Raw genomic sequence first — 25,465 nt, 5'->3', positions numbered from 1 at the left:
GCCAAAGCAAGGCCGTGCGCCGTGATGTCAGGTTAACCGGCGTAGCAAGGAGCAGTGGGCAAGTGTGTTCGGACCATGCCGATCCGGATCGAAGATATCCTGACCGCATAGCCGCAAGACGGCCTTCCAGATCGGATAGCAGCAACCGCGATGGGGCACTGTTTGGTCTGGAGGCAATGTCTGGTCCTGATAACGCCTGGTGTCAGGCGGAAAGACCACGCAACAGGTATTCGAGACTTGAGACGTGGTTGGCTTCCTGAGGTCTGGATTGTCCGACGAGATACCCGCAGCCATTCCATCCGGCCTCCCGCGCTTCCTTGGGGGTTACGCCGAATTCGTGCCGGAAGGTTCGGCTGTAGGCAGAGGCGTCGTAGAAACCCCATTGCTCCGCTATGCACGCGATTGGACGCATATCCGAACTGTCGGACAAGGCGTCCCGCGTGCGAAGCAAGCGCTGACGCCTGATATAGGCCGATATGCCGCCAAGCGGTTCAAACAGTCTGTACAGGCGGGATCTCGACACACCGAGTTCGATGCAGAGCATATCCGGGGTCAGATCGGCTTGTGCAAGCCTGAGGTCGATCAACCGTCGCGCCCGCTCGATCAATATCGAATTGATTGGTTTTTTGGCCTCCGCGATCCGGTTTCGCGACGGCGCCAGGCACATGGCCATGAGGCAGCGGGTAGCTTCGACGACATGGGGGAGTTCCGTCATCCGCAGCTCAGGCAAGGATCGATTGAGGAGAAGCAGGTAGTCTCCCAGCAGCGACCCGAGCCGGCCAGCAGCCTCGGCGTTCGACTTGTCATCGAGCTCGAAGGACGAGGCGAACAGATCGCGCGGCATGAACAAGGCGAGGGCTCCATCCGCCTCCATCTCCGCTTCGAAAGGCTTTGACAGGCAGTGCAGGCGCGGCAAAGCCCTACCGTTCGCAGGAGCGTCGCCGGGCTTCGATGAATGAAACGGCATCAGTACGTACCAATGATCAAGTCTGGCTTTTCTGATGTGCCGCCAGTGGTGAGCATACCCTTGTCCCGGCAGCTTGGTCCGGGTGAAAACCAGCTTTCCGAGATCCCAAACCATCTGGCGCGCCGGAAAAGACGCATCCTCGCTCTTGGCGAGAGAAAGATCCCAAACGCCTTCGTGAGCGGCGCGAAAAACGTCGAATTGATCTCTCGGAGGGAAAGCGGCCGTCGTAAAATCTATAAAACACGACAGCCTGTCATCTCGAAGCTGTTTCCGATCGCCGATTTTCAACGGGGACATACTGGTCATCGACGTACTCCAAAGCGCTAAGGCCTACGAAGTTGCTTACACGTCCACAGTCCTGTTCTTGTTATGGTCAGGAATCCCTCTGAAATGCCTGTGCAACAAACGGATTTCTGCCGGTCTTTCGCTGCGCAACTGGAAAACCATGTGGCGCATTTCATGCCAAAATAACGCAACCACAATAACAAGGTAGGCCATCATCGATTGTTGTCAATCGCCGACTCTACCAAAGATTTCAGCTTGTTATTTAAGCGATTGCGAATTATTTTCCCCCTTGAAAAATACTGTTTTTTCTTCTGCAGGCTTGCCCGTGAGTTGGGCCCAGATTCGGACCTGACATCAACATCAACACCTACTTATCGTAGACGTGTCTTATGGTTGGTCGCCATGCATAAATCCTTGGAGCATCAATCCTTGGAACTTGATCTGAGGGGCATCCAAAGCGAACTTCGCCATAACGAGTTCGTGCGAATCAGCGATGCGCTCGGCCCCACCGAAGGCATTTTCCGCACCAGGGAACACGGCCACTATCGGCGGATCGACGATTTCATCTTCCTTTACGTGCAGAATTTCGAAGTCCTTCAATCTCATAGCGTCGCGATGGCACGCAGAGGCTTCGTCTGCATTCAGATAACCATCAAGGGTTCTTATCAGCGCCTGGTCGGTGATCATGTCGAACGTGTCAACGCGGCACAGATGCAGATCACCAATTGCCCGCGCTCCATCTCGGAGGCTGCGGCCGGGGCAAAATTCCGCGGGATAATGATTGCTTGCGACAGACAATATTTTCTCAATCATTTCGGTCTGAGGCCTGACAACATTCCGGCCATGTACAAGCCAATCTTCCTCACGGATGTGGGAATGGCGGACGCCTTGAGGCTGCCCCCAACACCCTCCATCATCACCACCACAGATCAGATCATTTCGTGCAGGTACGAAGAGCCGTTGAAGATGATGTACCTCAAGGCGAAGACCATCGAGATCATCTGTGACGTCGTCGCACAGCTCAACGCTCTTTCCCTGCGAAGGGGAACCCGCTTGCGCTCCGCTGATGGCAAGGCCCAGGCGATCAAAACCGCGGCGGCGATCTACAGGCGAGAGATCCACAACCAACCCACCATCAAGCAGATGGCGCTTCGTGTCGGACTTAACCACAATGAGCTGACGATAGGCTTTCGCGAGCTATTCGGTGCCACGCCCCATGCTTATGCGCGGATGGTGAGAATGGAAGAAGCCAGGGTTCTGCTGAGCGCTGGGCAGCTGTCGATCAGCGAAATCGCGCGGCGCGTCGGCTACGAAGGCTATTCAAGCTTTTCGCGCGCCTATCATATGCACTACGGCCATGCCCCTTCCCTTATTGAGGGTCGTGGCGACACGTAACCGGCTGCAAGGTCTGGAAGCGTCTATCCAGCGAAGGTCAGCATGTTACCAAGGCTCTGCCCGTGCAAAGGAGGCCGGGTCTTGGTTTCGGCGAAAATGTGCAGACTGTCGCGAATTGCTTCTGAGCGGACATCTCGTGGCGAGATACCGAACTCGTGCCTGAAGGCCCGCGTGAAGGCGGAGGGATCGATAAAACCCCACTGCTCGGCGATCTGACAGATTGGCCGTCGGTCGTCATGGTTGGAAAGCGCTTTGCGCGTTTGAAGCAACCGCTCGCGACGAATATAGGCGTGGATGCCGCCGTTTGCTTCGAAAAGCCGATAAAGACGTGCCCTCGAAAGGCCGAGGTCCCTGCAAAGGCTGTCGACGGTCAAATCCGCATCAATGAGCTTGCGCGCGATCAGCTGCCGCGCCCGTTCCATGATCGTCCGATCGATCGGACTTTGTGCCTTTGCCATGCCGTCGCGCGATGGAGCCAAACATGCGGCAAGAAGGGCACGAGTGGCATCGACGATATAGGACGTCTCCGTCAATCGGACCTCATGCAACGACCTGCGCAGGAGCAGCATGTAATCCGCAAGCAGCGACCCTAGCCCGCCACCGAACTGGGTGTTTGCCATGTGGTCACCGGGCACGAACAAATCCCGGGGCACGTAAAGGGCCAGACTGCCCGATGCCGCCGTTTGCGCTTCAAATGGCTTTGCAAGGCAGTGCAAGGTCGGCATGGCGGCCGGAATTTCCTCGCAGTCGTCGGAGCCGGACGACTGTAGCGCTAGCAGGATGTACCAATGGTCGAATATCGCCTTCCTCAAATGGTGCCATCCATAAACATAGCCGTCGCCGGGAAGTCTGGTATAGGCGAACACCATCTTCCCGAGATCCCAAACGACTTGCCGCGCCGGAAAAGTGGGGCCGTTGCTTCGGATAAGCCAACCCTCTTCGACCCCTTCCCTCATGGACCGAAAGGCATCGAACTGCTCGTGCGGCGGATATTCCAGTGTGGTGAAATCGATCGAAGCCGTCAGCGTGTCGCCGACACCTGCGACGTCGATGGCATGCAAGAGCTGAGACATATTGATCATATGAATGCTCCTGACGATTGGTGGGCCCCATCCCACGTCACTCACGAACAAGACTATTGATTGTCGCTACACGTTGAACATGCTCGTGAAGATTAGATATAGGCGGGTGAAGATCGGTGTTATCGGAATGAGATTGCAACTATGCCGAATCATCACCGGAACCAGCCTCCGTCTACGGGCAGCGCCACGCCGTTCACCTGAGCCGCGGCGTCGGAACAGAAAAAGGCGGCGAGCGAACCGAGATGGTCCGGCGCCTTCAGCTCATAGGATAGTTGCAACTCTCCAACAGCTGTTCGCCGGCGGGCCTTGGGGCGGCGGCCGTTGGGAGGTTTGGCATCGCTACTGATCGTCTTGACGTGGGGGCTGGGCACCCAGCCGGGACAAATCACATTGCAGGTAACGCCGCGGCCTACAAGATCGAGCGCCACATCCTTCGTCAAACCGATCACGCCGTATTTCGATGCCTGGGCCGCGCTTTTGTTTTCGGCATCGGCGCGGCACATGGGTGCAACATTGATGATTCTTCCCCAACCGCGCTCAAGCATCTGTGGAAGAACCGCACGTATTGTGAGCCACACAGCCGTCAGATTGACCGCGATCGTTGCGTCCCATTGTTGGGCGGCAGATATATGCGCGGAATCAGCCGGTTGCATGCCGGCATTGTTGACCAGGATGTCGACACGCCCCATGGCATCGGTTGAATAACCGATGAGCTTGTTGGCCTCGTCCGTATTCGATAGATCTGCTGCGCCGAACGCCACGCGAACACCATAGACTTTGGCGATTTCCCTGCAGAGTGCTTCATTCGCCGAGGTGTCCCCGGGCCCATTGATCACGAGATCAGCGCCGCCCGCGGCTAGTTTGCAGGCAATACCAAGGCCGATACCGCTCGTCGAACCGGTTACGACTGCCACCCGCCCTTTCAAGATGACATCTCCTTCCCTGAAACCCGCAGAAAATCTTCCTTCCGGTTCCGAGAGGGCTGCAGCGCCATCGTCCTAAAGCGAGATGCCGAAAGACTGTGCAAGATTTCGGCTGACATCCCCCAACCCGCTTCTTACCGCGGGGCGGATCTGGGAACAGGCCGATGCAACCGTTGCCTGTCTGGCCACACAATTCGGAATATCTAGCACTGATTTTGTAGCTTGGATGAGCCGGGCTTAACATGGCCTGAAATCTCATTTCTGATCACAGAATCCCATATATTGCCTTGCAGGAGGGGGTTTGCCCTCGCTCCCCCTCAGAGGATGCCCGCCTCGCCGTGACGGGGCCAGAATATGATTGCCGTTCAGCGCTGAAGATGCGAGCGACCTCCGATTGCCACTTCAGAAAGAGACGGTGCGCACAGTTGCGGGATTCTGAACTAATTTCTTCGCAAAGCTGAAAACATACAATGCCCGCGATCCAACCTAATGTCGTCGAGGGAGCCCCCATGTCAGATCTCATCGTCATCGTTTACCCCACGGAATCCAAGGCCGAGGAAGTCCGGCAGCGGCTCCTTGAGCTGCAGAAGGAATATTTGATCAAGCTTGGCGACGCTGTGATCGCCACCAAGACGGAGTCTGGAAAGATCAAGCTCAACCAGCTCATGAACACGACGGCAACGGGCGCGATCTCGGGCAGCTTCTGGGGCCTGCTCATCGGCGTGCTGTTTCTCAACCCGATCCTTGGCGTAGCCGTCGGTGCCGCATCGGGCGCCATTGGCGGCGCATTGACCGACGTCGGTATAAACGACGCCTTTATGAAGGACCTTGCCGCCAGCCTACATCCGGGAAATGGCGCCTTATTCCTGCTGGTCCAGTCGATCACCTCCGACAAGGTATTGAAGGAAATCCAGGGATACGGCGGCCACGTGCTCAAGACGTCACTCGACGAAACCAAGGAACAGATCCTTCGCGACGCTCTTGAAAGTGCTTCCAAGGCGGCTGAACCGGACGCTGCAAAGAAGTAGTTTCGCGCGACACCCGACGAGCTGCCGAAAAGATGCCGGGATGTATCCTGTGCGTCGTTTGAGAGATCGACGCCAGGCTCCCCCTTGCGCAGCGATAATGCATTCTGAGCGAGGAAAAGGAGATCAACAATCTTTTCCGTGGTGCGACCCGTTCAGATAGGCGTTATTTGAATTTGATGACCAAGCTGATCGATCCCAGAATGGGCGACGTCGAAGCGGACGCCTCCAGCACCAAGCGGCGCTCGCTGCTGTCTCTGGCCGGCAGCCTTCTTGCGGAAATCAGCCTTCCTAAACTCATCCTGGTCTGGTTCTCGCTGATCGCCTTGCCGGCCTTGCTGCTAGGGTTGGTGCCGCTTGTCGGCACGGCCTGGCTGGCACAGTTCTCGCGCAGCCTCGCAAGTTCTTACCGGGGCATCTGGCCATTCATCATCCTGATGATCGTTGCAGCGATCGGCTGGCTCGGCGGTAAGCCGCTGCATCGGGCCGCGGAACAGGGCTTCTGGTCTCTGAATTCGCTGGCGATACAACCGGCTTACGCGCTGTTCCGCGAAGGTGTGCGCCATCTTCTGGAAGCGATGTTCGAGAGCCGGCTGAACGAGAAACGTCGCGCCCGGTTGCGCTGTGTGAGTGCAGCCGTCGCGGGCCTGCTTCTATGTCTTTTCTCCCTGGCCGTGATTGCCATTGGCTGGCCCTATTCACGTTGGACGGGCGAGCTCTCCGACTTGACGGTACCTCTTTCACTTGTCGTTCCCACCCTCGCCAACGCGCTCATCATCCTCTGCATCTATTGCGCAGGGGCAGCACTGGTCTGGGGCCTCGCCGACGCCGCCATGGACCAGCCGCAGGGCTTCACGGGCTTCAGCGATCAATCGGAGCTAACACGGAAATGGCGGGTCGCACACCTGTCCGACATCCATGTCGTCGGCGAGCAATATGGCTTTCGCATCGAGAGCGGACGGTCGGGCCCGCGCGGCAACGACCGGCTGGCTCAGCTTCTTGCGAGGCTCTCGGCGATCGACAGCGAAAATCGTCTGGATCATATCCTGATCACCGGCGATATAACCGATGCCGGTCGATCACCCGAATGGGCAGAATTTTTGACCGCGCTGTCGCGTTATCCGGAGTTGGCCGAACGAACGCTTCTTCTGCCCGGCAATCACGATATCAACGTCGTGGACCGAGCCAATCCCGCCCGGCTTGACCTTCCGATCAGTCCTGCCCGACGGCTGCGGGAGATGCGGGCGCTTTCCGGGATGGCGGCAGTGCAGTCCAGCAAGGTTCGCGTGGTGGATCACTCGACCTGGGAACTCGGCACGACCCTCGCCGAGGCACTGGTGCCATACCACGCCGATATCGCAACCTTCGCCGACCGCGGGGGCTTTCGGCTGGCTGCGAGCCTTGCCCCGGTCTGGGCAGACGCCTTCCCGATGATCCTGCCGCCGGACGGAGATGACGGTCTCGGATTCATCCTGCTGGATTCCACCGCTCAGACGCATTTCTCCTTCACGAATGCCCTCGGGTTGATATCGTCCGAACAGTCCCGGGCGACCACGGCGGTTGTAGAGCGGTTTCCACACGCCTCCTGGATCGTGGCTCTGCACCATCATCTGATCGAATATCCAGGCCTTTCGAAGGCGTTTTCGGTGCGGATCGGCACCGCCTTGATCAACGGCTCCTGGTTCGTGCGGCAACTGCAGCAGTTTGGCGACCGGATCATCGTCATGCATGGCCATCGCCATATCGACTGGATAGGACACTGCGGGAAGCTTAAGATCGTCTCGGCCCCTTCTCCCGTCATGGGGAGCACCGGCGAACACGTCACCCATTTTCACGTCCACACGCTTGGGATCGACCGGGAAGGCGCGTTGGTGATGCTTCCGCCGGAACGCGTGGGCGTCCCAGGTTCCGATCTCTCCGTTTAGCGCCGTTCCTTCCCGTCATCCTTGGCTCTCTGCAAATCCGCCAGCCACCGGGTCGCAGGAGATTGCTCACAGAATGTCAGTACAGCGATCGTGATCGGAACCCCGATGAATGCGCCGAACAGCCCCCAGATTACCGTCCACAGGAAAACCGAAAACAGCACCACGAACGACGAAATGGCCAGTGCGCTCCCGGCCACGCGAGGCTCGATATAGCTGCCGAATGTGAACTGGACGACATTGAGGCATGCGAAGACGATCAGCGCAGACTGCAGGGATTCGAATTGGGCCAATGCATAGAGCGTCGGCAACAAGGTGGCGATGAACGGCCCGATGAACGGTATGTAATTCAAGGTGAAGGCGATGATGCCCCACTCGGCGGCGAATTGAAGCCCGAACGAAAGAGCAAACACCCAGACCATTGTTCCGGTCACGATGCTCATGATCGTCCTGATCAGCATATAGCGGCGAAGCTTGGCGGCTGTCAGGCTGCAGCCGTCGATCAATATACGCGCCGTTTCCGTGCCCATCACCGTCCGAATCCTTCGGCTGACCGGGGCGATTTCGAGAAGCCCGAGCAGCACATAGACGAGGACCACGAGCCAGAAAGAAATCAAGGTGTTGAGACGCGCCGTCAGCCCCTGCAGCATTCCCATGGCCCAACGCATGTTGAAATGCTCGCTCCAAATGCCGGCGACGACTACACCATGGTCCTCCAGCCAGATGACAGCGTGGTCGTAAAGCATCTGGAAGCGTGGGGCGTCCGATATCAATGATCGCGCGATACGCCCGAAACCCCAGGCCGCCACGGAAGCGAAGAGGACAAACACGATGAGGACGACCGCGACCACAAGCGCCAACGCGAGGAGCTGCGGCAGATAGGACTGAAGCGTCCTTTGCATCGGCCATACGATGGCAATGATGAACAAGGCACAAGCGACCGGCGCAAAAATGACAGCAGCAAGATGGAGAGTGGTAAGGACCGCTATTGCGGCGATTATGCCGAGGAGAACGAGAATGGTTCGATCATTAGCCATGAATATCCATCGGAGCGTAAGAAACGATATCGTCGACTCTGTCGAAACTATTATGGATATCAGACCGAAGCCGCACGACGGCCGAAGGCGTCATCCTACGTGCTGATCTTGTCCTTGTATATCGTCCCGTCCTTCATGATCATCAGGAAATTCTTGTCGGGATTGGCGAACGAGGTAGCCGATATGTGTGGCGGGCGCATCACGCGACCTGCAAGAAAACATGGCTCCCCTCGTTCACTTGTGCGGTCATCGCACCCATTGGCCATGGATGAACATCCACTCGCCGTTGCGTTTGGTCCAGCGCGGCTGTCGATAGTGGAAGCCATGTCTCGCGGGAATCCAACGGCCGGGCACCCATACATAGTCGCGCCTGCGGACGCTCCATTCCCAGTATCCTGGCACCCAGACCTGACCACGCCGTGGCGGCGGTCTTCGCTCAGGGCGAGGGCGTGGAGGTGGACGGTTCGGTCGACTCCCTCTCTGGGCGTCTGCGTCATCTATGGGGAGGATCGCCATTATTGGCGCGATGGCGGCACCAGTCAGAAGTGCCTTCAGTAAGAAACGTCGTGAAAACATAGCTTCCCACCTATTGGCTGCCGGCAAGCTTTTGCCGAAGGAGCGAATAGAGCTTAGCTCACGATTATCCGTTCGTGATGAGCAGAGAATCTCATCCTTATGCAGAACGGCTCAATTGCGCCAAGGTTGCGGTAACGATTGCGAGCAGAGGGATTCCGGCAACACGGATGCGTAAGGGGCCTGAACGATACGCCACCGGGAAAGGATTGGGACCGGAAGCACAACTTTAGGATTCTTTGCCGATCACAGCGCCACATGGAAAAGGCTAGAATACCTGGATGCGGGCTAACAGCCCGACGTTTCCGATCATCCGGCTTCGAGTCATCAGTCCATGATTTCCGCTTCTGAACAGAAATTTTCGGTATGGACGCTGATGGCGATGTGCGTCGGCTCGATGGTCGGTGCGGGGATTTTCTCGCTGCCGCAAGCCTTCGGTCGAGCAACGGGACCATTTGGGGCTGTCATCGCCTGGTCAATCGCCGGCATCGGCATGCTCATGCTGGCCTTCGTGTTCCAGTCGCTCTCCCGACGCAAGCCAGATCTCGATGCCGGCATCTACGCCTACGCCAAGGCCGGCTTCGGCGACTATCTCGGCTTCCTGTCGGCGCTAGGCTACTGGTCGGCGGCTCTTCTCGGCAACGTCTCCTATTTCGTACTGATCAAGTCGACGCTCGGCCTGTTCTTCCCAATCTTCGGAGAAGGCAACACCGTTGCCGCGATCGCGACTTCCTCAGTCCTTCTTTGGGTTGTTCATTTTCTCATCCTGCGCGGAATAAAGGGGGCGGCGGCAGTCAACAGGATCGTCACCTTCGCGAAGATCATACCCATACTCCTGTTCATCGTCCTGGTATTCTACGGCTTCAAGGCTGATGTCTTCCGAGCCAATTTCTGGGGTAGCGGGGCGACTTTCGGCGACATTGCAGGTCAGGTCCGTGCGACAATGCTCGTCACTGTCTTCGTATTCGTCGGCATCGAAGGGGCAAGCGTCTATTCGCGTTATGCCCGCAATCGCTCCGATGTCGGCATCGCGACGCTCTTTGGATTCCTCGGAGTGCTCTGCCTGCTCGTTCTGGTGACGATGCTGTCCTACGGAGTGATGCAGAACGCGGATCTCGCTCAGCTTAGAAACCCGTCGATGGCCGGCGTTTTCGAGGCCGTGGTCGGTCCCTGGGGCGCCCTGTTCGTCAGCGCGGGCTTGATCATTTCCGTGGCAGGCGCCTATTTGTCCTGGGTTCTTCTCGCCGCCGAAATCTTGTTTTCGGCCTCGAAATACGACACCATGCCCCGCTTTCTCTCCCACGAGAACAGGAACGGTGTTCCGTCCCATGCGCTGTGGCTCACCAATATTGTCGTCCAGATATTTCTGATCCTCACGTTGTTTGCCCAATATGCCTTCCGGCTTGCGCTCGAGCTGACGAGTTCGATGATACTCATCCCCTATCTCCTTGTCGCAGCCTACGGCGTCAAGCTCGCCTGGACAGGCGAAACCTACGATCGCGATCCGGCCGGTCATCGCGGTGATCTCGTGCGATCGGGTATCGCGCTCATCTATACGATTTGGCTGATTTACGCGGCTGGAGCCACGCATCTTCTGCTGTCCGCCGCCATCTATGGTCCCGGCAGCATTCTGTTCGTCATGACGCGTCGCGAGCAGCGCAGAGCCATCTTCAGCATGGCCGAGCTGACCATGTTCGCGGTAGCAGCCATCGGCGCCGTCGTCGCAATCTACGCGATCGTTACCGGCCGCATTACCATCTGAACCGTTGCTTAGCTGAGCAAGAAATCGGATACGTGAACTACCCAGGCCATGAAATCCCGAGACGACCAAGGGCAGGCGCTCAGAACAACTACATTTCCCTTTCCTAAAAAAGGGACGCTCGGCACAAAGGTGAGATTTTCAGCTCATTCGCTGGTGGCAAAATTCAGGCATAAAATCTCAAGACGCAACCTGCGAGCAATCGGATTGGTGTCGTATGGCTTCGGGCTCCACGCAAAAGTTTTCGTTGTTCGCGCTGACAGCGATGGTTGTCGGCTCGATGGTGGGTGCGGGTATCTTCTCGCTGCCTCGTACTTTCGGGGCCGCGACCGGCCCGTTTGGCGCGATCATCGCTTGGTGTATAGCCGGCGGCGGCATGTACATGCTCGCCCGCATCTTCCAGGCGCTGGCGGAACGCAAGCCGGATCTTGACGCTGGCGTCTATGCCTATGCCAAGGCCGGATTCGGCGACTATCCCGGTTTCCTGTCGGCCTTCGGCTACTGGATCGGCAGCTGCATCGGCAACGTCTCCTACTGGGTACTGATCAAGTCCACGCTTGGCCGATTCTTCCCGGTCTTCGGCGACGGCAACACGCTCGTCGCAATCGTCGTCGCTTCGATCGGTATATGGCTGTTCCACTTCATGATCCTCAGGGGCGTGCAACAGGCCGCCTTCATCAACACAGTCGTCACGGTCGCCAAGATCGTGCCCATCCTCACCTTCATCGTGCTGCTTGCCGTCGCCTTTAAGCTCGATCTGTTTCGCGGCAATTTCTGGGGTGGCGAAGGGATGCCGGCAGCCTCTCTTCTGGAGCAAGTCCGGGCGACGATGTTGGCGACGGTCTTCGTCTTCATCGGTATCGAGGGTGCGAGCAATTACTCGCGCTATGCGCAGACGCGTGCCGATGTCGGTACGGCGACCATTATCGGATTCGTCGGCGTTACCGCGCTTATGGTGTTGGTGACGCTGTTACCCTACGCCGTCCTGCAGCGTCCGGAGATCGCAGGCATGACACAGCCTTCGATGGCGGGTGTTCTGGCGGCCGTTGTCGGGCCGTGGGGAGCGGTCTTCATCAGCGCTGGTGTCATCGTTTCGGTTTTGGGCGCTTATCTGGCCTGGTCGCTGGTGTGTGCGGAAGTTCTCTACGTTGCCGCTCGCACGGACGACATGCCACGCCTCTTCGGCACCGAAAACCAGAACAAGGTTCCGGCGGCGGCACTTTGGCTGACAAATGTCATCGTCCAGCTTTTCGTGATCAGCACCTACTGGTCTCGGGACGCGTTCGCGCTGATGCTGAATCTCACCAGCGCCATGTCACTGATCCCCTACCTCTTCGTCGCGGCATACGGCTATCTGGTCGCGCGGCGCGGGGAGACCTACGAGGTCAGGCCGGAGGAGCGCAGACGCGACCTCATCATCGCCGGTATTGCCGTGATCTATACGATCTTCATGATCATCGCCGGTGGATTGAAGTTTGTCCTTCTATCGGCACTTCTCTACGCTCCCGGCACGATCCTCTACTTCTGGGCCCGCCGCGAGCAGGGCAAGCAGATCTTCAACACGACCGCCGACTGGATAATCTTCGCCGCTGCAGTCATCGGCTGCATTGCCGCGATCGCCGGATTGTCCACCGGCTACCTGACAATCTGAAGAGGAGGTAATGCATGTCTTCTGCAAGCTCCACTCAACAAGCTTTCGGGGTTCATTCCGAGGTTGGCCAGCTGCGCAAGGTCATGGTTTGCGCGCCCGGCCGCGCCCATAAACGTCTGACACCGACCAATTGCGATGCTCTTCTCTTCGACGATGTCCTTTGGGTCGATAATGCGAAGCGCGACCACTTCGATTTCATGAACAAGATGCGCGACCGCGGCGTCGAAGTCTTGGAAATGCATAATCTTCTTGCACAAACGGTGGCAGTTCCCGAGGCCAAGAAGTGGATTCTCGACAATCAGGTCGTGCCGAACCAGATCGGTCTCGGCCTCATCAACGAGGTTCGCTCCTATCTCGAAGGACTGTCGGACCGCGAACTGGCCGAAACACTGATTGGCGGCTTGTCGACCTTCGAATTCCCGGAAAGTGTCGGTGGCGAGCAGCTGGCGCTGATCCGCGATGCGGCTGGCGTCAATGAATATCTGCTGCCGCCGCTGCCGAACACGCTCTACACGCGTGACACTACATGCTGGATCTATGGCGGGGTGACGCTCAATGCGCTCTACTGGCCGGCACGCCACGAGGAGACCATCCTGACGACCTCGATCTACAAGTTCCATCCGGACTTCGCGGGAAAGGTCAATGTCTGGTGGGGTGATCCCACGAAGGATTGGGGCCTGGCCACGTTTGAAGGCGGGGACGTCATGCCAATCGGCAAGGGTAACGTGCTGATCGGCATGAGCGAACGGACATCCCGTCAGGCCATCAGCCAGGTCGCCGCCGCTCTCTTCGAAAAGGGCGCGGCCGAGCGCGTCATCGTGGCGGCCATGCCGAAACTGCGCGCCGCCATGCATCTCGATACGGTCTTCACTTTCGCCGACCGCGACTGCGTTCTGCTCTATCCGGATATTGTCGACGGCATCGAGGCTTTCTCCTACCGCCCGGACGGCAACGGCGGCGTCGAGTTCCATCGCGATAAGGGCAGCTTCGTCGACACCGTGCGCGACGCGCTCGGGCTGAAGAAGATGCGCGTCGTTGAAACCGGCGGCAATGACTATACGCGCGAGCGGACGCAATGGGACAGCGGCGCGAACCTCGTCTGCGCCTCGCCGGGTGTCGTCTATGCCTATGACCGCAATACCTATGTGAACACATTGCTGCGCAAAGAGGGCATCGAGGTGATCACCATCGTCGGCGCCGAACTCGGGCGCGGGCGCGGTGGCGGCCATTGCATGACATGCCCGATCGTCCGTGACGCGGTCGACTATTAGGAGGATAATGCGAGGGCCGCGGCAAGGGAGAACCGGAGGTGCCGTCATGAGCAACGTGAACCAATGGGCCGGAACCGACCATACCCGATGGGTCTGGTTTCTTTGCCTTGGCATTGCGCTCGTCGCAGGCGGCATTCTCGCGATCATGTTACCCGCAATATCGAGCATTGCAGCAGGCCTCGTGCTGGGGCTCGTCCTGGCGGTTGTGGGCATTATGCAGATCGTCCAGGCCTTTCGCGTAACGGCCTGGACTGGTTTTGTCTGGGGACTGCTGGTCGGCATTGTTCAGCTTGTCGGCGGTATCCTCATCTACCTCAATCCGCTGGCAGGCGCGATCGCCCTCACCCTGCTGATCGCACTGGTCTTCATCGTTCAGGGGATCGCGCATATCCTGATGGCATTACGGCTGCGGCCCCAGATCGGTTGGGGCTGGCTTGCGATTTCCGGTATCATCGCCCTTGTCGCGGGCGCCTTGCTCGCGTTTAAAATGCCATTCTCAGGCATTTATACCCCAGGAACGGTTACGGGAATTTCTCTTCTTGTGGCTGGAGGCGCCTATCTCGCAATGGCCGCATCGTCGCGCAGAGCGCATTAGGGCAGCACCGACCATTGCCTCAATCACCCTAGATATGTGGCTTTCAGCGCGCTCGTTGAAGGCTGGCCTTAAGGCGTTTTCGCTGACCAGCGCTCCTATGTCCCAGCCGATCACGATACCGGATCGCAGCTTTCCGACAGACACCATCGTCTGAGCAGCCTTCGCGCGGCTGATGTATGGCTACGTGTCTCCAACACCATACACGTCCATCTGCTTGCCCATCCATATCCGCCAACATCGGTCACTTTGCCGCACGATTGTCGGGGCGGCTTGGATTGATTGTCGACGGAAATGCTGTTAGCCCATGCATACAAACTCAAGTGTACGGCATATACGCCTATATTTTGGAATAAATGTATGCTTCCTCGTGAAAGACAATTGCCGTCGGCTCCTCAAGGGAACGCCGACGCTCTCCGGTGGCTTCGCCTGGGAGGCGCGTTCCTGCTCCTTCTTCCGCTGACCGCCTGCGAACATATCGAACTCCTCAACCCGAAGGGCGATATCGCAGCCCAGGAAAAGACGCTGATCCTCGTCGCCCTCGGGCTGATGCTGCTGGTCGTCATCCCCGTCATGGTGCTGACCGTCGTCTTTGCGTGGCGCTATCGCGCGAGCAATACTAAGGCCACCTATGCGCCGACCTGGGCGCACTCGACATCGATCGAGGTCGTCATCTGGACCATTCCATGCCTGATCGTCACCACCCTGGCGGTCATGATCTGGGAGACGACGCATACACTCGATCCATACAAACCGCTCATAACAAAGAACCAGCCGGTTCGGGTCGAGGTCGTCGCGCTGAACTGGAAATGGCTATTCATCTATCCGGATTACGGCATCGCCTCTGTCAATCACCTGGCGATCCCGGTCGATACGCCGATCGAGTTCAAGCTGACGGCGGAATCGATGATGAATTCCTTCTTCATCCCGCAGCTCGGCAGCCAGATCTACGCAATGGCCGGCATGCGGACGCAGCTGCATCTCATCGCCAACGAGCCCGGCACCTATGAAGGCCTTTCCTCCGCCTTCAGCGGCCCCGGCTTTTCCGACATGCATTTCGATGTCGCGGCGACGAATGCGGAAGATTTCGCGGGCTGGATCGCCAAGGTCAAGGACTCTCCCCTGAAGCTCGACGCGGCGACTTACCAGACCTTGGAACAGCCGAGCATCAAGAACCCGGTCACCGTCTATGCCGGCGTCGAGCCCGCCCTCTTCGACACGATCGTCAACCGCTTCATGTCGGGCCGAATGTCCGAAATGGCCTTTGCGACCTCCGACGTCTGCACGGCGCAAACCCTTCCCCCCATTGCCTGGAACAAGAACTGATGCTTGGTAAACTCACTCTCGACGCTATCCCTTTCGACGAGCCGATCATCGTGGGAACGGGCGCGGTCGTCGCCCTGCTCGGCCTCGCGATCCTTGCCTGGATCACCTATAACGGCTGGTGGAAATATCTCTGGAGCGAATGGATCACCTCGGTCGACCACAAGAAGATCGGCGTGATGTATTTCGGGCTCGGCCTGGTCATGCTGCTGCGCGGCTTTGCCGACGCCATCATGATGCGTGCCCAGCAGGCGATCGCCAGCAACGACGCGGCCGGCTATCTGCCGCCGCACCATTATGATCAGATCTTCACCGCCCATGGCGTGATCATGATCTTCTTCGTGGCGACCCCCTTCATCCTCGGCCTGATGAATGTCGTCGTGCCGTTGCAGCTCGGTGCCCGCGACGTTGCCTATCCGTTCGTCAACTCGCTCGGCTTCTGGCTTTCGGCCGTGGGTGCCGTTCTCGTCATGATCTCGATGTTCGTCGGCGATTTCGCCGCGACCGGCTGGGTCGCCTATCCGCCGCTCTCCGAACTCGGCTACAGCCCGACGGTCGGCGTCGATTACTACATCTGGTCGCTGCAGATCTCCGGCCTCGGCACCACGCTTGCCGGCATCAACTTCGTCGTCACAATCCTCCGCATGCGTGCACCCGGCATGACATTGATGAAGATGCCTGTCTTCGTCTGGACGGCGCTGATCACCAATATCCTGATCGTCGCGATCTTCCCGGTCCTGACCGCTACCCTCGCGCTGCTGGCCGCCGACCGTTACTTCGACATGCATTTCTTCACCAACGAGCTCGGTGGCAATGCGATGATGTACATCAACCTCATCTGGGTTTGGGGTCATCCGGAAGTCTACGTGCTGATCTTGCCGTGCTTCGGCGTCTATTCGGAGGTGATTGCGACCTTCTCGGGCAAGCCGCTCTTCGGCTACAAGTCGATGGTCTATGCCACCTCGTCGATCGGCATCCTCTCCTTCTTCGTCTGGCTGCATCACTTCTTCACCATGGGTTCCGGCGCCAACGTCAATGCCTTCTTCGGCATCATGACGACGATCATCTCGATCCCGACGGGCGTGAAGCTGTTCAATTGGCTGTTCACGATGTTCCGCGGGCGCATCCGCTTTCATTCCGCCACGCTCTGGACCATCGGCTTCATGGTCACCTTCGCCGGGGGCGGCATGACCGGCGTGCTGCTGGCCGTCCCCGGCGCCGATTTCGTCCTGCACAACAGCCTGTTCCTGGTCGCCCATTTCCATAACGTCATCATCGGCGGCGTGGTCTTCGGCTGCCTCGCGGGCATGAGCTTCTGGTTTCCCAAGGTCTTCGGCTTCACGCTCAACGAGTTCTGGGGGAAGGTCTCGTTCTGGTGCTGGATGGTCGGCTACTGGCTCGCCTTCACGCCGCTCTACGTCCTCGGCTTCAAAGGCATGACGCGCCGCATGAACCACTACGACGTGCCCGGCTGGCATCCCTATCTGGTGGTGGCGCTAATCGGGGCTGTCATCATCGGCCTTGGCATCCTCGCGCTCTTGATCCAGCTTTTTGTCAGCATTCGCGACCGCAAGCAGAACAGGGACGTCACCGGCGATCCCTGGGACGCCCGCAGCCTGGAATGGGCGACCGCTTCGCCGGCCCCTTTCTACAACTTCGCCCATATCCCCGAGATCACCTCGCTCGAGCAGCATTGGGAGAACAAGCAGACCGGTCGCGCCAACGAGCGGGCGTGGGGATACGAGGATATCCATATGCCGCGCAACACCGCGGCCGGCTTCGTCATCTCCGCCTTCAGCTTCATCCTGTGTTTCGCGCTCATCTGGCACATGTGGGTCTTCGCCGCCTTCGGCCTCCTCGGCATGATCGCGACTTTCATCGCCCGAACCTACGACCGCGACGTCGACTACTACGTGCCGGCGGCAGAGGTCGCCCGAATCGAAAACGCACGCTTCGCCCTGTTGCGAAAAGGAGTATGACGGATGAATATCGTCGTTAAGTCCACGCACGGACTCCAAAAGTCTGCCGGCCATGGCCATGAGCACGACAGCGGTTCCAATACCGTGCTGGGCTTCTGGATCTATCTGATGAGCGACTGCCTCATCTTCGCGACGCTGTTCGCCACCTTCGGCGTGCTCGCGACAAATACTGCCGGCGCGCCCGGCGGCAAAGAGCTCTTCGACCTTCCCTATGTCGCGCTCGAAACCGTGGTGCTGCTGATCAGCAGCTTCACCTTCGGCATGGCTGGTCTCCAGCTACAGGCCGGCGCCAAAAGCCGTGTCATCGAATGGCTGGCCATCACCTTCGTCTGCGGCGCCGCCTTCATCGTCATGGAAGTGCATGAATTCATCGCCCTCATTCAGGAAGGCGTCGGGCCTGATCGCAGCGCCTTCCTCTCGGCCTATTTCACGCTGGTCGGCACGCATGGCCTGCATGTTACCGCCGGCCTGATCTGGCTGGCGACCATGATGCATCAGGTCTCCCGCTTTGGGCTGGATCACATCGTCCGCCGTCGGCTCGCCTGCCTCAGCCTCTTCTGGCACTTCCTCGACCTGATCTGGATCTGTGTCTTCACCTTCGTCTATCTGCGCGGTGTTATCTGATGTCCCATCCCTCCTCTCACGCCGCCCCCGGCCCCTCGCATGCCAGCCTGAAATCCTACGTCGTCGGCTTCGCGCTCTCGCTGGCGTTGACCGGACTCTCCTTTGGCGCCGTCATGAGCGGGATCGTTCCCCGGGACTCGATCCTGCCGGCGATCACCGCCCTCGCAGTGGTGCAGCTGATCGTGCAGCTCGTCTTCTTCCTGCATCTCGGTACCGCGCCCGAACAGCGCGGCAACACGACGATATTTCTTCTGACGATCATGCTCATCGCCATCATCGTCAGCGGCTCGCTCTGGGTGATCCATAACGCCAACGTCAACATGATGCCCACGAACATGACGATCGACCGCGCGATGTCGCACGACTGACAACCCTTCACATTCCCAAAGCCGCCGGACGCCCGCATGGTGGGGCGGCAGAAAAGAGCAAGGCCATGGATTATGCCGCAAGATTTGAGGCCCTCATTAGCGAGCTGAAACTCGACGGGCGCTACCGCACCTTCGTTGAGCTCGAGCGCATCGCCGGCGAATTCCCGAGCGCGCTCTGGCACGGCCCGACGGGCGAGACCCGCCACGTGACCGTCTGGTGCAGCAACGATTATCTCGGCATGGGCCAGCATCCGGACGTGCTTGCCGCCATGCATGGCGCCATCGACGACTTCGGCGCCGGCACCGGCGGCACCCGCAACATCTCCGGCACCAACCGCCAGCATGTGGCGCTGGAAACGGCGCTCGCGGACCTGCACGGCAAGGAAGCCGCCCTGATCTTCACCTCCGGCTGGATCTCGAACCTCGCCGCGCTCGGCACCCTCGGCAAGCTGCTGCCGGGCTGCGCCATCTTCTCCGATGCACTGAACCACAATTCGATGATCGAGGGCATCCGCCGCTCCGGCGCCGAGCGCTTCATCTTCCGCCACAACGATCCCGCCCATCTCGACGAGCTGATGAGCGCTATCGATCCGGCGCGGCCGAAGATCGTCGCCTTCGAGAGCGTCTACAGCATGGACGGCGATATCGCGCCGATCGCCGCCATCTGCGACGTCGCCGAAAAGCATGGCGCCATCACCTATCTCGACGAAGTGCACGCCGTCGGCCTCTACGGGGCGCATGGCGGCGGCATTGCCGAACAGCAGGGACTCGCGGACCGGCTGACGATCATCGAGGGTACGCTCGCCAAGGCCTTCGGCACCATGGGCGGCTATATCACCGGCCCGGCTCTCCTGATGGATGTCGTGCGCAGCTTTGCCGACAGCTTCATCTTCACCACCTCCATGTGCCCGCATCTCGCAGCCGGGGCGCTTGCGGCCGTGCAGCACCTGAAGGCACATCCGGAAGAGCGGGCGGAGCAGCAGGCGAATGTCCGACAGCTCAAGGCGATGCTGAGGGCTGCCGATATGCCGATCCTCGACAGCCCGAGCCATATCCTGCCGCTGATCATCAGCGACGCGCATCTTTGCCGCCAGACCAGCGAGCTGCTGCTGACACGCCACAACATCTACGTCCAGCCGATCAACTATCCGACCGTCGCCCGCGGCCAAGAGCGGCTCCGGATCACGCCGACGCCCTTCCACACCGAGGCGCATATGCGCGCCCTCGTCGAAGGGCTCATCGACGTGCGCGAGCGGCTCGGCTGGCACCGCCTGCAGACCGCGGCCTGATTCCTGGGAGGAGAGAGACAATATGACCGCACATCTGATCACCGCCAACCGGCTCGCCGACGGCGTCGCCGTCTGGTTGGACGCCAAAAGCCGCTGGATCGAGGACGTCGAAAAGGCAGCGCCGGTTGATGCCGCCGAGCTTGCCGAGGCGCTGAAAATGGCGCGCCTCAGCGAGCATGGCAACATCGTCGTCGACGTGCGCGAGATCGGCGCGGAGGCGACTGATGGCGCATGGATACCCGAGGCTAGGCGTGAGCGGCTACGCGGCTCGGGGCCGAGCGTGCGTCCCGACCTTGCAAAGAAAGCGCCGGGCGCTCGATGGACCGAACCGCCCTTCCCCGAGCCGCCGTCGTCTTTCTCGGCGTCTCCCTATGCCGGCATCTACCGCTACGACGAATATGACCGACAGTTCCTACGCGACCGCGCCAAGCAGTTCCGCCGGCAGGTGGAACGACGGCTTTCCGGCGAGCTCAGCGAGGAAGAGTTCAAGCCGCTGAGGCTGATGAACGGCCTCTATCTACAGCTTCACGGCTACATGCTGCGGGTCGCCTTGCCCTATGGCGTGCTCAGCGCCGCGCAAATGCGCCAACTTGCCTATGTGGCCAGGCATTACGACCGCGGCTACGGGCATTTCACAACGCGCCAAAATATCCAGTTCAACTGGCCGCGACTAAAGGATGCGCCCGATATCCTGGCGGTCCTCGCGGAAGCCGATCTGCATGCGATCCAGACCAGCGGCAATTGCGTGCGCAACGTCACGACAGACCATTTCGCCGGCGCCGCGGCCGAGGAAGTGGTCGACCCGAGGCTTTATGCAGAAATCCTCCGGCAGTGGTCGACGGACCACCCGGAATTCACCTACCTGCCGCGCAAATTCAAGATCGCCATCACCGGCAGCCCACAGGATCGTGCAGCGGTGCGTGTCCATGACATCGGTATTCTGGCAAGCCGAAACGCCGCCGGCGAACCGGGCTTCACCATATATGCCGGTGGCGGCCTTGGCCGCACACCCGTCGTCGGCACCAAGGTGCGCGACTGGCTGCCCGTGCGCGACCTGCTGCGCTATGTCGAGGCGATCCTGCGGGTCTACAACGCGCTCGGCCGGCGCGACAACATCTACAAGGCACGCATCAAGATCCTGCTGCGCGAAATGAAGCCGGAGAACTTCATCCGGATGATCGAAGAAGAATTCGCCGCCCTGCCGGCCGATCACTGCGTGTTGGAGGACGAGATCGTCGAAGCCGTGGCCGCGCGCTTCGTTCCGCCGCCCTTCGAGGAGATGCGACATAGGCCGGCCGAATTCGACCGCGCCCTGGCCGAAGATCGCGCCTTCCGCGCCTGGGTGAAGACGAACACGCATCCGCACCGACAGCCGGGCTATATTTCCGCCGTCGTCTCGCTGAAGCCTGTCGGCGGCATACCGGGCGATGTCAGTGCCGAAGAGATGGAGGTTGTCGCCGATCTTGCCGATCGGTATTCCTTCGGCGAAATCCGGATTTCCCATGAACAGAATCTCGTGCTGCCGCATGTGCGCAAGCATGATCTGCGCGCGCTCTGGCAGGGACTGGTGGAGGCGAAGCTTGCGGGCGGCAATATTGGCCTGATCACTGATATCATCGCCTGTCCGGGCATCGATTATTGCGCCCTGGCTACCGCGCGCTCAATTCCCGTCGCGCAGCGTATCGCCGAGCGCTTCGCCGATCCCTCGCGCCAGCAAGAGATAGGCGCGATCGATCTCAATATCTCCGGCTGCATCAATGCCTGCGGCCATCACCATGTTGGCCATATCGGCCTGCTCGGCGTCGATAAGAACGGCGAGGAGGTCTACCAGATCACGCTCGGCGGTTCGGCCGACGACAAGGCTTCGATCGGCAACATCATCGGCCCGTCAGTTTCCTCGGAAAACGTGGTCGACGCCATCGAGGCGATCGTCGATGCCTATATCGGCAACCGCATCGAGGATGAGAGCTTCATTGACACCTATCGGCGGCTCGGCGCCGATCCCTTCAAGGAGGCCGTTTATGGCGCTGGTTAATCAGCTCGGGAACGAAATCCCTGATCGCTGGATCTATCCGGAAGCGGGTGAAAAAGGTTCGTTCAAGCCCTACGGCATCGGATCATTCGATCTGCTGCAGGAACTCGGCGCGATATCCGGCGAAGCACGTCCCACCGGTGTCCTGCTGGCGCCGGAGACGTCAGCGGACCTCGTGGCGCCGTTTCTCGACAAGCTCGATCTGGTGATCATCCCGTTTCCGAAATTCCGCGACGGTCGCGGTTTCACGAGCGCTCGGTCGCTGCGGCAGCGCCACGGCTTCATGGGGGATATCAGGGCCATCGGCCATATCCTCCCGGATCAATTGGCGCTGCTGGCGCAATGCGGCTTCACATCAATCGTCACGCCGGCAGAGCACCCGGCCACGCAATGGCGGCAGCCTTCCGCCGACGGCGCCGGAAGTGCGCGTCCCCAACCTCTCCTTCAACGGCTCGTGAAACGCGGAAACTAAGAAGGCGCCGGGAGGAGAACCCCGGCGCCTTTCCATTTGAGCCGACTTGCGATCATTGGCCGTCGGCCGCGCTAAGCATCAGCGGGCGGCAAGCCGCGCCACTGCGTCCGCTACGCCACGACCATATTCAGGGTCGGCCTTGGCGCAATTGTCGATATGCCTTTGCTTGACCTCGTCTCTGGCGTCGCCCATCGCACGGGCCGTATTGTCGAAGAGCGCCTGCTTCTGTGCCGGCGTCATCATGCGGAAAAGGTCACCCGGCTGCTGATAGTGGTCCTCGTCGACACGATGGTCCCAATGATCAGCCGCACCTGATATCTCGAGCGGCGGCTCGTTGAGCTGCGGCTGATCCGACCACTCGCCCTTGCTGTTCGGCCAGTAGGTCGGCGTGCCCCCAAGATTTCCATCGGTCCGCATCGCACCGTCGCGGTGATAGCTGTGGAAGGGACAACGCGGCGCATTGACCGGAATGTGATGGTGGTTGACGCCGAGCCGGTAACGCTGCGCATCGCCGTAGGAAAAGAGCCGCGCCTGCAGCATCTTGTCAGGCGAATAACCAATGCCCGGAACGATGTTTGCCGGCGTGAAGGCCGCTTGCTCAATTTCGGCGAAGACATTCTCGGGATTGCGGTTCAGTTCCATCACGCCGACCTCGATCAGCGGAAACTCCTTCTTCGACCATACCTTGGTGAGGTCGAAGGGGTTATACTTGAACGTCTTTGCCTGATCCTCGGTCATGACCTGGATGAACAGCGTCCACCGCGGAAAATCGCCGCGCTGGATGCTTTCATAGAGATCGCGATGATGGGACTCGCGGTCACGCCCAACCAACGCTTCTGCTTCCACGTCACTGAGGTTTTCGATGCCCTGCTGGGTGCGGAAATGGAACTTGACCCAGGTTCTTTGATTATCCCCGTTTATGAAACTGTAGGTGTGGCTCCCGAACGCATGCATATGACGGAAGCTTCTCGGAATGCCGCGTTCGCTCATGACGATCGTGACCTGATGGAGGGCTTCCGGCAGAAGCGACCAGAAATCCCAGTTGTTGTCGGCTGATCTCATTCCCGTGCGAGGATCGCGCTTGATCGCGTGATTGAGATCGGGGAAGCGGAGCGGATCCCGGAAAAAGAAGACCGGAGTATTGTTCCCGACAACATCCCAATTTCCCTCTTCGGTATAAAAGCGGAAGGCACAGCCGCGGATATCGCGTTCGGCATCCGCAGCGCCGCGCTCGCCGGCGACCGTGGAAAAGCGAACCACCATCGGCGTCTGCTTGCCGATCTCGGAGAAGATATTCGCTTTCGTGTAGCGCGTGACGTCTTGCGTCACGGTAAACGTGCCATGCGCGCCGGCCCCTTTCGCATGCATGCGGCGCTCGGGGATCACCTCTCTGGCGAAGTGCGCGAGTTTTTCGAGAAGCCAGACATCCTGGAGCAGTGCGGGTCCGCGGGGACCTGCAGTCTGAATGTTGACGTTGTCGCTGACAGGCGCACCATTGGCATGAGTGAGATGCGGTCTTTTCGTGTCGGTTGTCATGAATCGCTCCGTCGGTTGAAGTTCCAAACGGACCTTGCCAGTTGCGCTCTTAAAGATAAAAGATATTAATCCTATTTGATTGATAGGCACAGCCTATATGGTCACCTCATGGAGTTCAACGCGTTGAATGGTTTGGCAAACCTGAGCGGACTATCGCTGCGAGATCTCGAATATGTTGTGGCAGTCGCGGAATATGGCAGCTTCGTCAAGGCGGCGGAGGCGTGCGGAGTGTCCCAGCCCTCGCTATCCGGCCAGATCCGAAAGCTGGAGAGCTGGGTGGGGGTGACGATTTTTGAGCGAACGACGCGGCGCGTGATCGTCACTACCGAAGGGCAGAAATTCCTCGGCCAGGCCCGGATCGTCTTGAACGAAGCACGTTCACTCCTGGCCATCGCACGCCGCGGACAAGCCCCTTTTGGAGGCTCGTTGCGGCTGGCTGCCATAGCGACCCTCGGTCCCTATCTCTTTCCCCGCATCCTGGGTGCCTTCAAGAACGAATTCCCGGAGTTGAAGCTCATTCTCGGAGAAGGCTTGACCGACGATCTTGTCGAACGCCTGATCGGTGGAGAACTCGACGCTGTTCTTCTGTCGTTGCCACTGGAACAGCGGGCGCTGACGGTCATGCCCCTATTTGTCGAGCCTTTCCTGCTCGCTTCACCTGAGGCGCACCCTGCGAGCCTACCGGGCGGACCGGCATGGGAAGCGCTTGGCGGGACCGAACGGCTTCTCCTGGGCGAAGGGCATTGCCTGCGGGAGCAGGCCTTGGCAGCGTGTTCCTCGCCGGAGAGCGCGACGCGACATGCGACGAGCCTCGAAACACTGAAATATATGGTCGCGGCTGGCGAGGGATGTACGCTGGTCCCCACGCTGGCGCGAGGTAATGGAGAATTCATCCACTATACCCCCCTCCCCGACCGACGGTATTCCCGAACGATCGGCCTCGCGTGGAGACGTAGCGATCCTCGTGATGACGACTTCCGCGGGCTGGCGCTTGGCCTGAAAAAGATTTCACTGGCACTGGACCCGAACTTGCAACCGACGTGATCGCCGTGCCTCGGATGGGCCGCGGACGGCAGAAAGCCATTCCGCTGTTTTCCAGACCCGTTGTGATCGCGATTGGAGGACACCTGCTGCCGGCCGACTGTGCCCTTTGCCATGCATCAATGGTGCTTGCTTGGCAGTCCAGCCTTGAGGGCGAGACCGTTTCCGCTCCTGATTTTTAGACCTTCCATACGCCATGAACTCGCTTGCGTTGTTTTCAAGCTCTTCGGAGAAAAAAAGACATTGCGATACAAAACGTATGGGTGTAATCCATACAAATAGACGCTTCTCAAAAATGCGTCCTGGACGCGGTGATGCA

22 protein-coding genes are annotated in these 25,465 nt (G+C 59.3%); 16 read left to right on the top strand and 6 right to left on the bottom strand.

All coding sequences use genetic code 11. The features are described from left to right. Positions 1-202: 202 nt before the first annotated feature. Positions 203-967: a helix-turn-helix domain-containing protein gene (locus tag PY649_RS26685; protein ID WP_285871877.1), complete on the bottom strand. Its 765-nt coding sequence runs from the start codon at positions 965-967 to the stop codon at positions 203-205. 12 nt (positions 968-979) lie between these two features. Between PY649_RS26685 and PY649_RS26680 the strand changes: the two genes are divergently transcribed. Then, complete coding sequence (locus PY649_RS26680) at positions 980-1,294, top strand: hypothetical protein (RefSeq protein ID WP_285871876.1); 315 nt, start codon at positions 980-982, stop codon at positions 1,292-1,294. Between the two features lie 177 nt (positions 1,295-1,471). Beyond that, a complete protein-coding gene (locus PY649_RS26675; protein ID WP_285871875.1) occupies positions 1,472-2,647 on the top strand; it encodes a helix-turn-helix transcriptional regulator in 1,176 nt (391 codons plus the stop codon). 23 nt (positions 2,648-2,670) lie between these two features. Here the strand turns inward: PY649_RS26675 and PY649_RS26670 are convergent, their stop codons facing one another. Together PY649_RS26670 and PY649_RS26665 are read right to left on the bottom strand one after the other, a co-directional pair. After that, positions 2,671-3,729, bottom strand: a complete 1,059-nt coding sequence (locus tag PY649_RS26670) for a helix-turn-helix transcriptional regulator (RefSeq protein WP_285871874.1) — start codon at positions 3,727-3,729, stop codon at positions 2,671-2,673. A 152-nt stretch (positions 3,730-3,881) separates the two neighbouring features. After that, positions 3,882-4,643, bottom strand: a complete 762-nt coding sequence (locus PY649_RS26665; RefSeq protein WP_285871873.1) for an SDR family NAD(P)-dependent oxidoreductase — start codon at positions 4,641-4,643, stop codon at positions 3,882-3,884. Between the two features lie 518 nt (positions 4,644-5,161). On the opposite strand from PY649_RS26665, the gene PY649_RS26660 reads away from it, so the two are divergent. Both PY649_RS26660 and PY649_RS26655 read left to right on the top strand, forming a co-directional pair. Beyond that, on the top strand, positions 5,162-5,680 hold the full coding sequence (locus tag PY649_RS26660) for a DUF1269 domain-containing protein (RefSeq protein WP_285871872.1): 519 nt from the start codon (positions 5,162-5,164) through the stop codon (positions 5,678-5,680). Positions 5,681-5,856: 176 nt separating this feature from the next. Next, positions 5,857-7,602: a metallophosphoesterase family protein gene (locus tag PY649_RS26655; protein ID WP_285871871.1), complete on the top strand. Its 1,746-nt coding sequence runs from the start codon at positions 5,857-5,859 to the stop codon at positions 7,600-7,602. Here the strand turns inward: PY649_RS26655 and PY649_RS26650 are convergent. Beyond that, positions 7,599-8,642 (bottom strand): AI-2E family transporter, encoded by a 1,044-nt coding sequence (locus PY649_RS26650; RefSeq protein WP_432761414.1) that lies wholly within the window; start codon positions 8,640-8,642, stop codon positions 7,599-7,601. The two genes, PY649_RS26655 and PY649_RS26650, sit on opposite strands and share 4 nt — an antisense overlap. Positions 8,643-8,882: 240 nt before the next feature. Continuing rightward, a complete protein-coding gene (locus PY649_RS26645) occupies positions 8,883-9,152 on the bottom strand; it encodes a hypothetical protein (RefSeq protein WP_285871922.1) in 270 nt (89 codons plus the stop codon). 391 nt (positions 9,153-9,543) lie between these two features. Here PY649_RS26645 and PY649_RS26640 point away from each other — a divergent pair, with 391 nt between their 5' ends. From PY649_RS26640 to PY649_RS26590, 11 genes are all read left to right on the top strand, one after another. Next, a complete protein-coding gene (locus PY649_RS26640) occupies positions 9,544-10,971 on the top strand; it encodes a basic amino acid/polyamine antiporter (protein ID WP_285871869.1) in 1,428 nt (475 codons plus the stop codon). A gap of 214 nt (positions 10,972-11,185) precedes the next feature. Beyond that, positions 11,186-12,619: a basic amino acid/polyamine antiporter gene (locus PY649_RS26635; protein WP_285871868.1), complete on the top strand. Its 1,434-nt coding sequence runs from the start codon at positions 11,186-11,188 to the stop codon at positions 12,617-12,619. Positions 12,620-12,633: 14 nt separating this feature from the next. Next, positions 12,634-13,890: an arginine deiminase gene (locus tag PY649_RS26630; protein ID WP_285871867.1), complete on the top strand. Its 1,257-nt coding sequence runs from the start codon at positions 12,634-12,636 to the stop codon at positions 13,888-13,890. Positions 13,891-13,936: 46 nt separating this feature from the next. Continuing rightward, positions 13,937-14,485: an HdeD family acid-resistance protein gene (locus PY649_RS26625; protein ID WP_285871866.1), complete on the top strand. Its 549-nt coding sequence runs from the start codon at positions 13,937-13,939 to the stop codon at positions 14,483-14,485. Positions 14,486-14,842: 357 nt separating this feature from the next. Next, positions 14,843-15,808, top strand: coding sequence for a ubiquinol oxidase subunit II (cyoA, locus tag PY649_RS26620; protein WP_285871865.1), 966 nt, complete (start codon positions 14,843-14,845; stop codon positions 15,806-15,808). After that, positions 15,808-17,784, top strand: coding sequence for a cytochrome o ubiquinol oxidase subunit I (cyoB, locus tag PY649_RS26615; protein WP_285871864.1), 1,977 nt, complete (start codon positions 15,808-15,810; stop codon positions 17,782-17,784). Before cyoA ends, cyoB begins: the two co-directional genes overlap by 1 nt. A gap of 3 nt (positions 17,785-17,787) precedes the next feature. Then, the gene (cyoC, locus tag PY649_RS26610; protein WP_285871863.1) at positions 17,788-18,408 is read left to right on the top strand and encodes a cytochrome o ubiquinol oxidase subunit III; all 621 of its coding nucleotides are present in this window, start codon (positions 17,788-17,790) and stop codon (positions 18,406-18,408) included. Continuing rightward, a complete protein-coding gene (gene cyoD, locus PY649_RS26605) occupies positions 18,408-18,776 on the top strand; it encodes a cytochrome o ubiquinol oxidase subunit IV (protein ID WP_285871862.1) in 369 nt (122 codons plus the stop codon). Before cyoC ends, cyoD begins: the two co-directional genes overlap by 1 nt. 65 nt (positions 18,777-18,841) lie before the next feature. Next, positions 18,842-20,065 carry a 5-aminolevulinate synthase gene (gene hemA / locus PY649_RS26600; protein WP_285871861.1) on the top strand — a complete coding sequence of 408 codons (1,224 nt, stop codon included), beginning with the start codon at positions 18,842-18,844 and terminating at the stop codon, positions 20,063-20,065. Positions 20,066-20,087: 22 nt separating this feature from the next. Continuing rightward, positions 20,088-22,100: a DUF2849 domain-containing protein gene (locus PY649_RS26595; protein ID WP_285871860.1), complete on the top strand. Its 2,013-nt coding sequence runs from the start codon at positions 20,088-20,090 to the stop codon at positions 22,098-22,100. Beyond that, positions 22,087-22,569, top strand: coding sequence for a DUF934 domain-containing protein (locus PY649_RS26590; RefSeq protein WP_285871859.1), 483 nt, complete (start codon positions 22,087-22,089; stop codon positions 22,567-22,569). The genes PY649_RS26595 and PY649_RS26590 overlap by 14 nt, the downstream gene beginning before the upstream one ends. A 78-nt stretch (positions 22,570-22,647) precedes the next feature. Here PY649_RS26590 and PY649_RS26585 read toward each other — a convergent pair whose 3' ends face one another. After that, complete coding sequence (locus PY649_RS26585; RefSeq protein ID WP_285871858.1) at positions 22,648-24,105, bottom strand: catalase; 1,458 nt, start codon at positions 24,103-24,105, stop codon at positions 22,648-22,650. Positions 24,106-24,228: 123 nt separating this feature from the next. Between PY649_RS26585 and PY649_RS26580 the strand changes: the two genes are divergently transcribed. Continuing rightward, entirely contained in the window at positions 24,229-25,149 is a 921-nt protein-coding gene (locus tag PY649_RS26580; RefSeq protein WP_285871857.1) for a LysR substrate-binding domain-containing protein, read from the top strand. The last annotated feature ends 316 nt before the right edge of the window (positions 25,150-25,465 follow it).

This window comes from Rhizobium mayense (assembly GCF_030272705.1).
GTDB lineage: Bacteria > Pseudomonadota > Alphaproteobacteria > Rhizobiales > Rhizobiaceae > Rhizobium > Rhizobium mayense.
This window is presented reverse-complemented; position numbering and strand designations above follow the sequence as displayed.

Excerpts from the sequence above, each read along its gene's own strand:
- cyoC (WP_285871863.1), top strand. The coding sequence starts at position 17,788 with ATGAATATCGTCGTTAAGTCCACGCACGGACTCCAAAAGTCTGCCGGC.
- PY649_RS26660 (WP_285871872.1), top strand. The coding sequence starts at position 5,162 with ATGTCAGATCTCATCGTCATCGTTTACCCCACGGAATCCAAGGCCGAG.
- hemA (WP_285871861.1), top strand. The coding sequence starts at position 18,842 with ATGGATTATGCCGCAAGATTTGAGGCCCTCATTAGCGAGCTGAAACTC.
- PY649_RS26670 (WP_285871874.1), bottom strand. The coding sequence starts at position 3,729 with ATGATCAATATGTCTCAGCTCTTGCATGCCATCGACGTCGCAGGTGTC.
- PY649_RS26640 (WP_285871869.1), top strand. The coding sequence starts at position 9,544 with ATGATTTCCGCTTCTGAACAGAAATTTTCGGTATGGACGCTGATGGCG.
- PY649_RS26685 (WP_285871877.1), bottom strand. The coding sequence starts at position 967 with ATGCCGTTTCATTCATCGAAGCCCGGCGACGCTCCTGCGAACGGTAGG.
- PY649_RS26680 (WP_285871876.1), top strand. The coding sequence starts at position 980 with ATGATCAAGTCTGGCTTTTCTGATGTGCCGCCAGTGGTGAGCATACCC.
- PY649_RS26590 (WP_285871859.1), top strand. The coding sequence starts at position 22,087 with ATGGCGCTGGTTAATCAGCTCGGGAACGAAATCCCTGATCGCTGGATC.
- PY649_RS26655 (WP_285871871.1), top strand. The coding sequence starts at position 5,857 with ATGACCAAGCTGATCGATCCCAGAATGGGCGACGTCGAAGCGGACGCC.
- PY649_RS26595 (WP_285871860.1), top strand. The coding sequence starts at position 20,088 with ATGACCGCACATCTGATCACCGCCAACCGGCTCGCCGACGGCGTCGCC.
- cyoA (WP_285871865.1), top strand. The coding sequence starts at position 14,843 with ATGCTTCCTCGTGAAAGACAATTGCCGTCGGCTCCTCAAGGGAACGCC.
- PY649_RS26635 (WP_285871868.1), top strand. The coding sequence starts at position 11,186 with ATGGCTTCGGGCTCCACGCAAAAGTTTTCGTTGTTCGCGCTGACAGCG.
- PY649_RS26645 (WP_285871922.1), bottom strand. The coding sequence starts at position 9,152 with ATGGCGATCCTCCCCATAGATGACGCAGACGCCCAGAGAGGGAGTCGA.
- PY649_RS26625 (WP_285871866.1), top strand. The coding sequence starts at position 13,937 with ATGAGCAACGTGAACCAATGGGCCGGAACCGACCATACCCGATGGGTC.
- cyoB (WP_285871864.1), top strand. The coding sequence starts at position 15,808 with ATGCTTGGTAAACTCACTCTCGACGCTATCCCTTTCGACGAGCCGATC.
- PY649_RS26585 (WP_285871858.1), bottom strand. The coding sequence starts at position 24,105 with ATGACAACCGACACGAAAAGACCGCATCTCACTCATGCCAATGGTGCG.
- PY649_RS26630 (WP_285871867.1), top strand. The coding sequence starts at position 12,634 with ATGTCTTCTGCAAGCTCCACTCAACAAGCTTTCGGGGTTCATTCCGAG.
- cyoD (WP_285871862.1), top strand. The coding sequence starts at position 18,408 with ATGTCCCATCCCTCCTCTCACGCCGCCCCCGGCCCCTCGCATGCCAGC.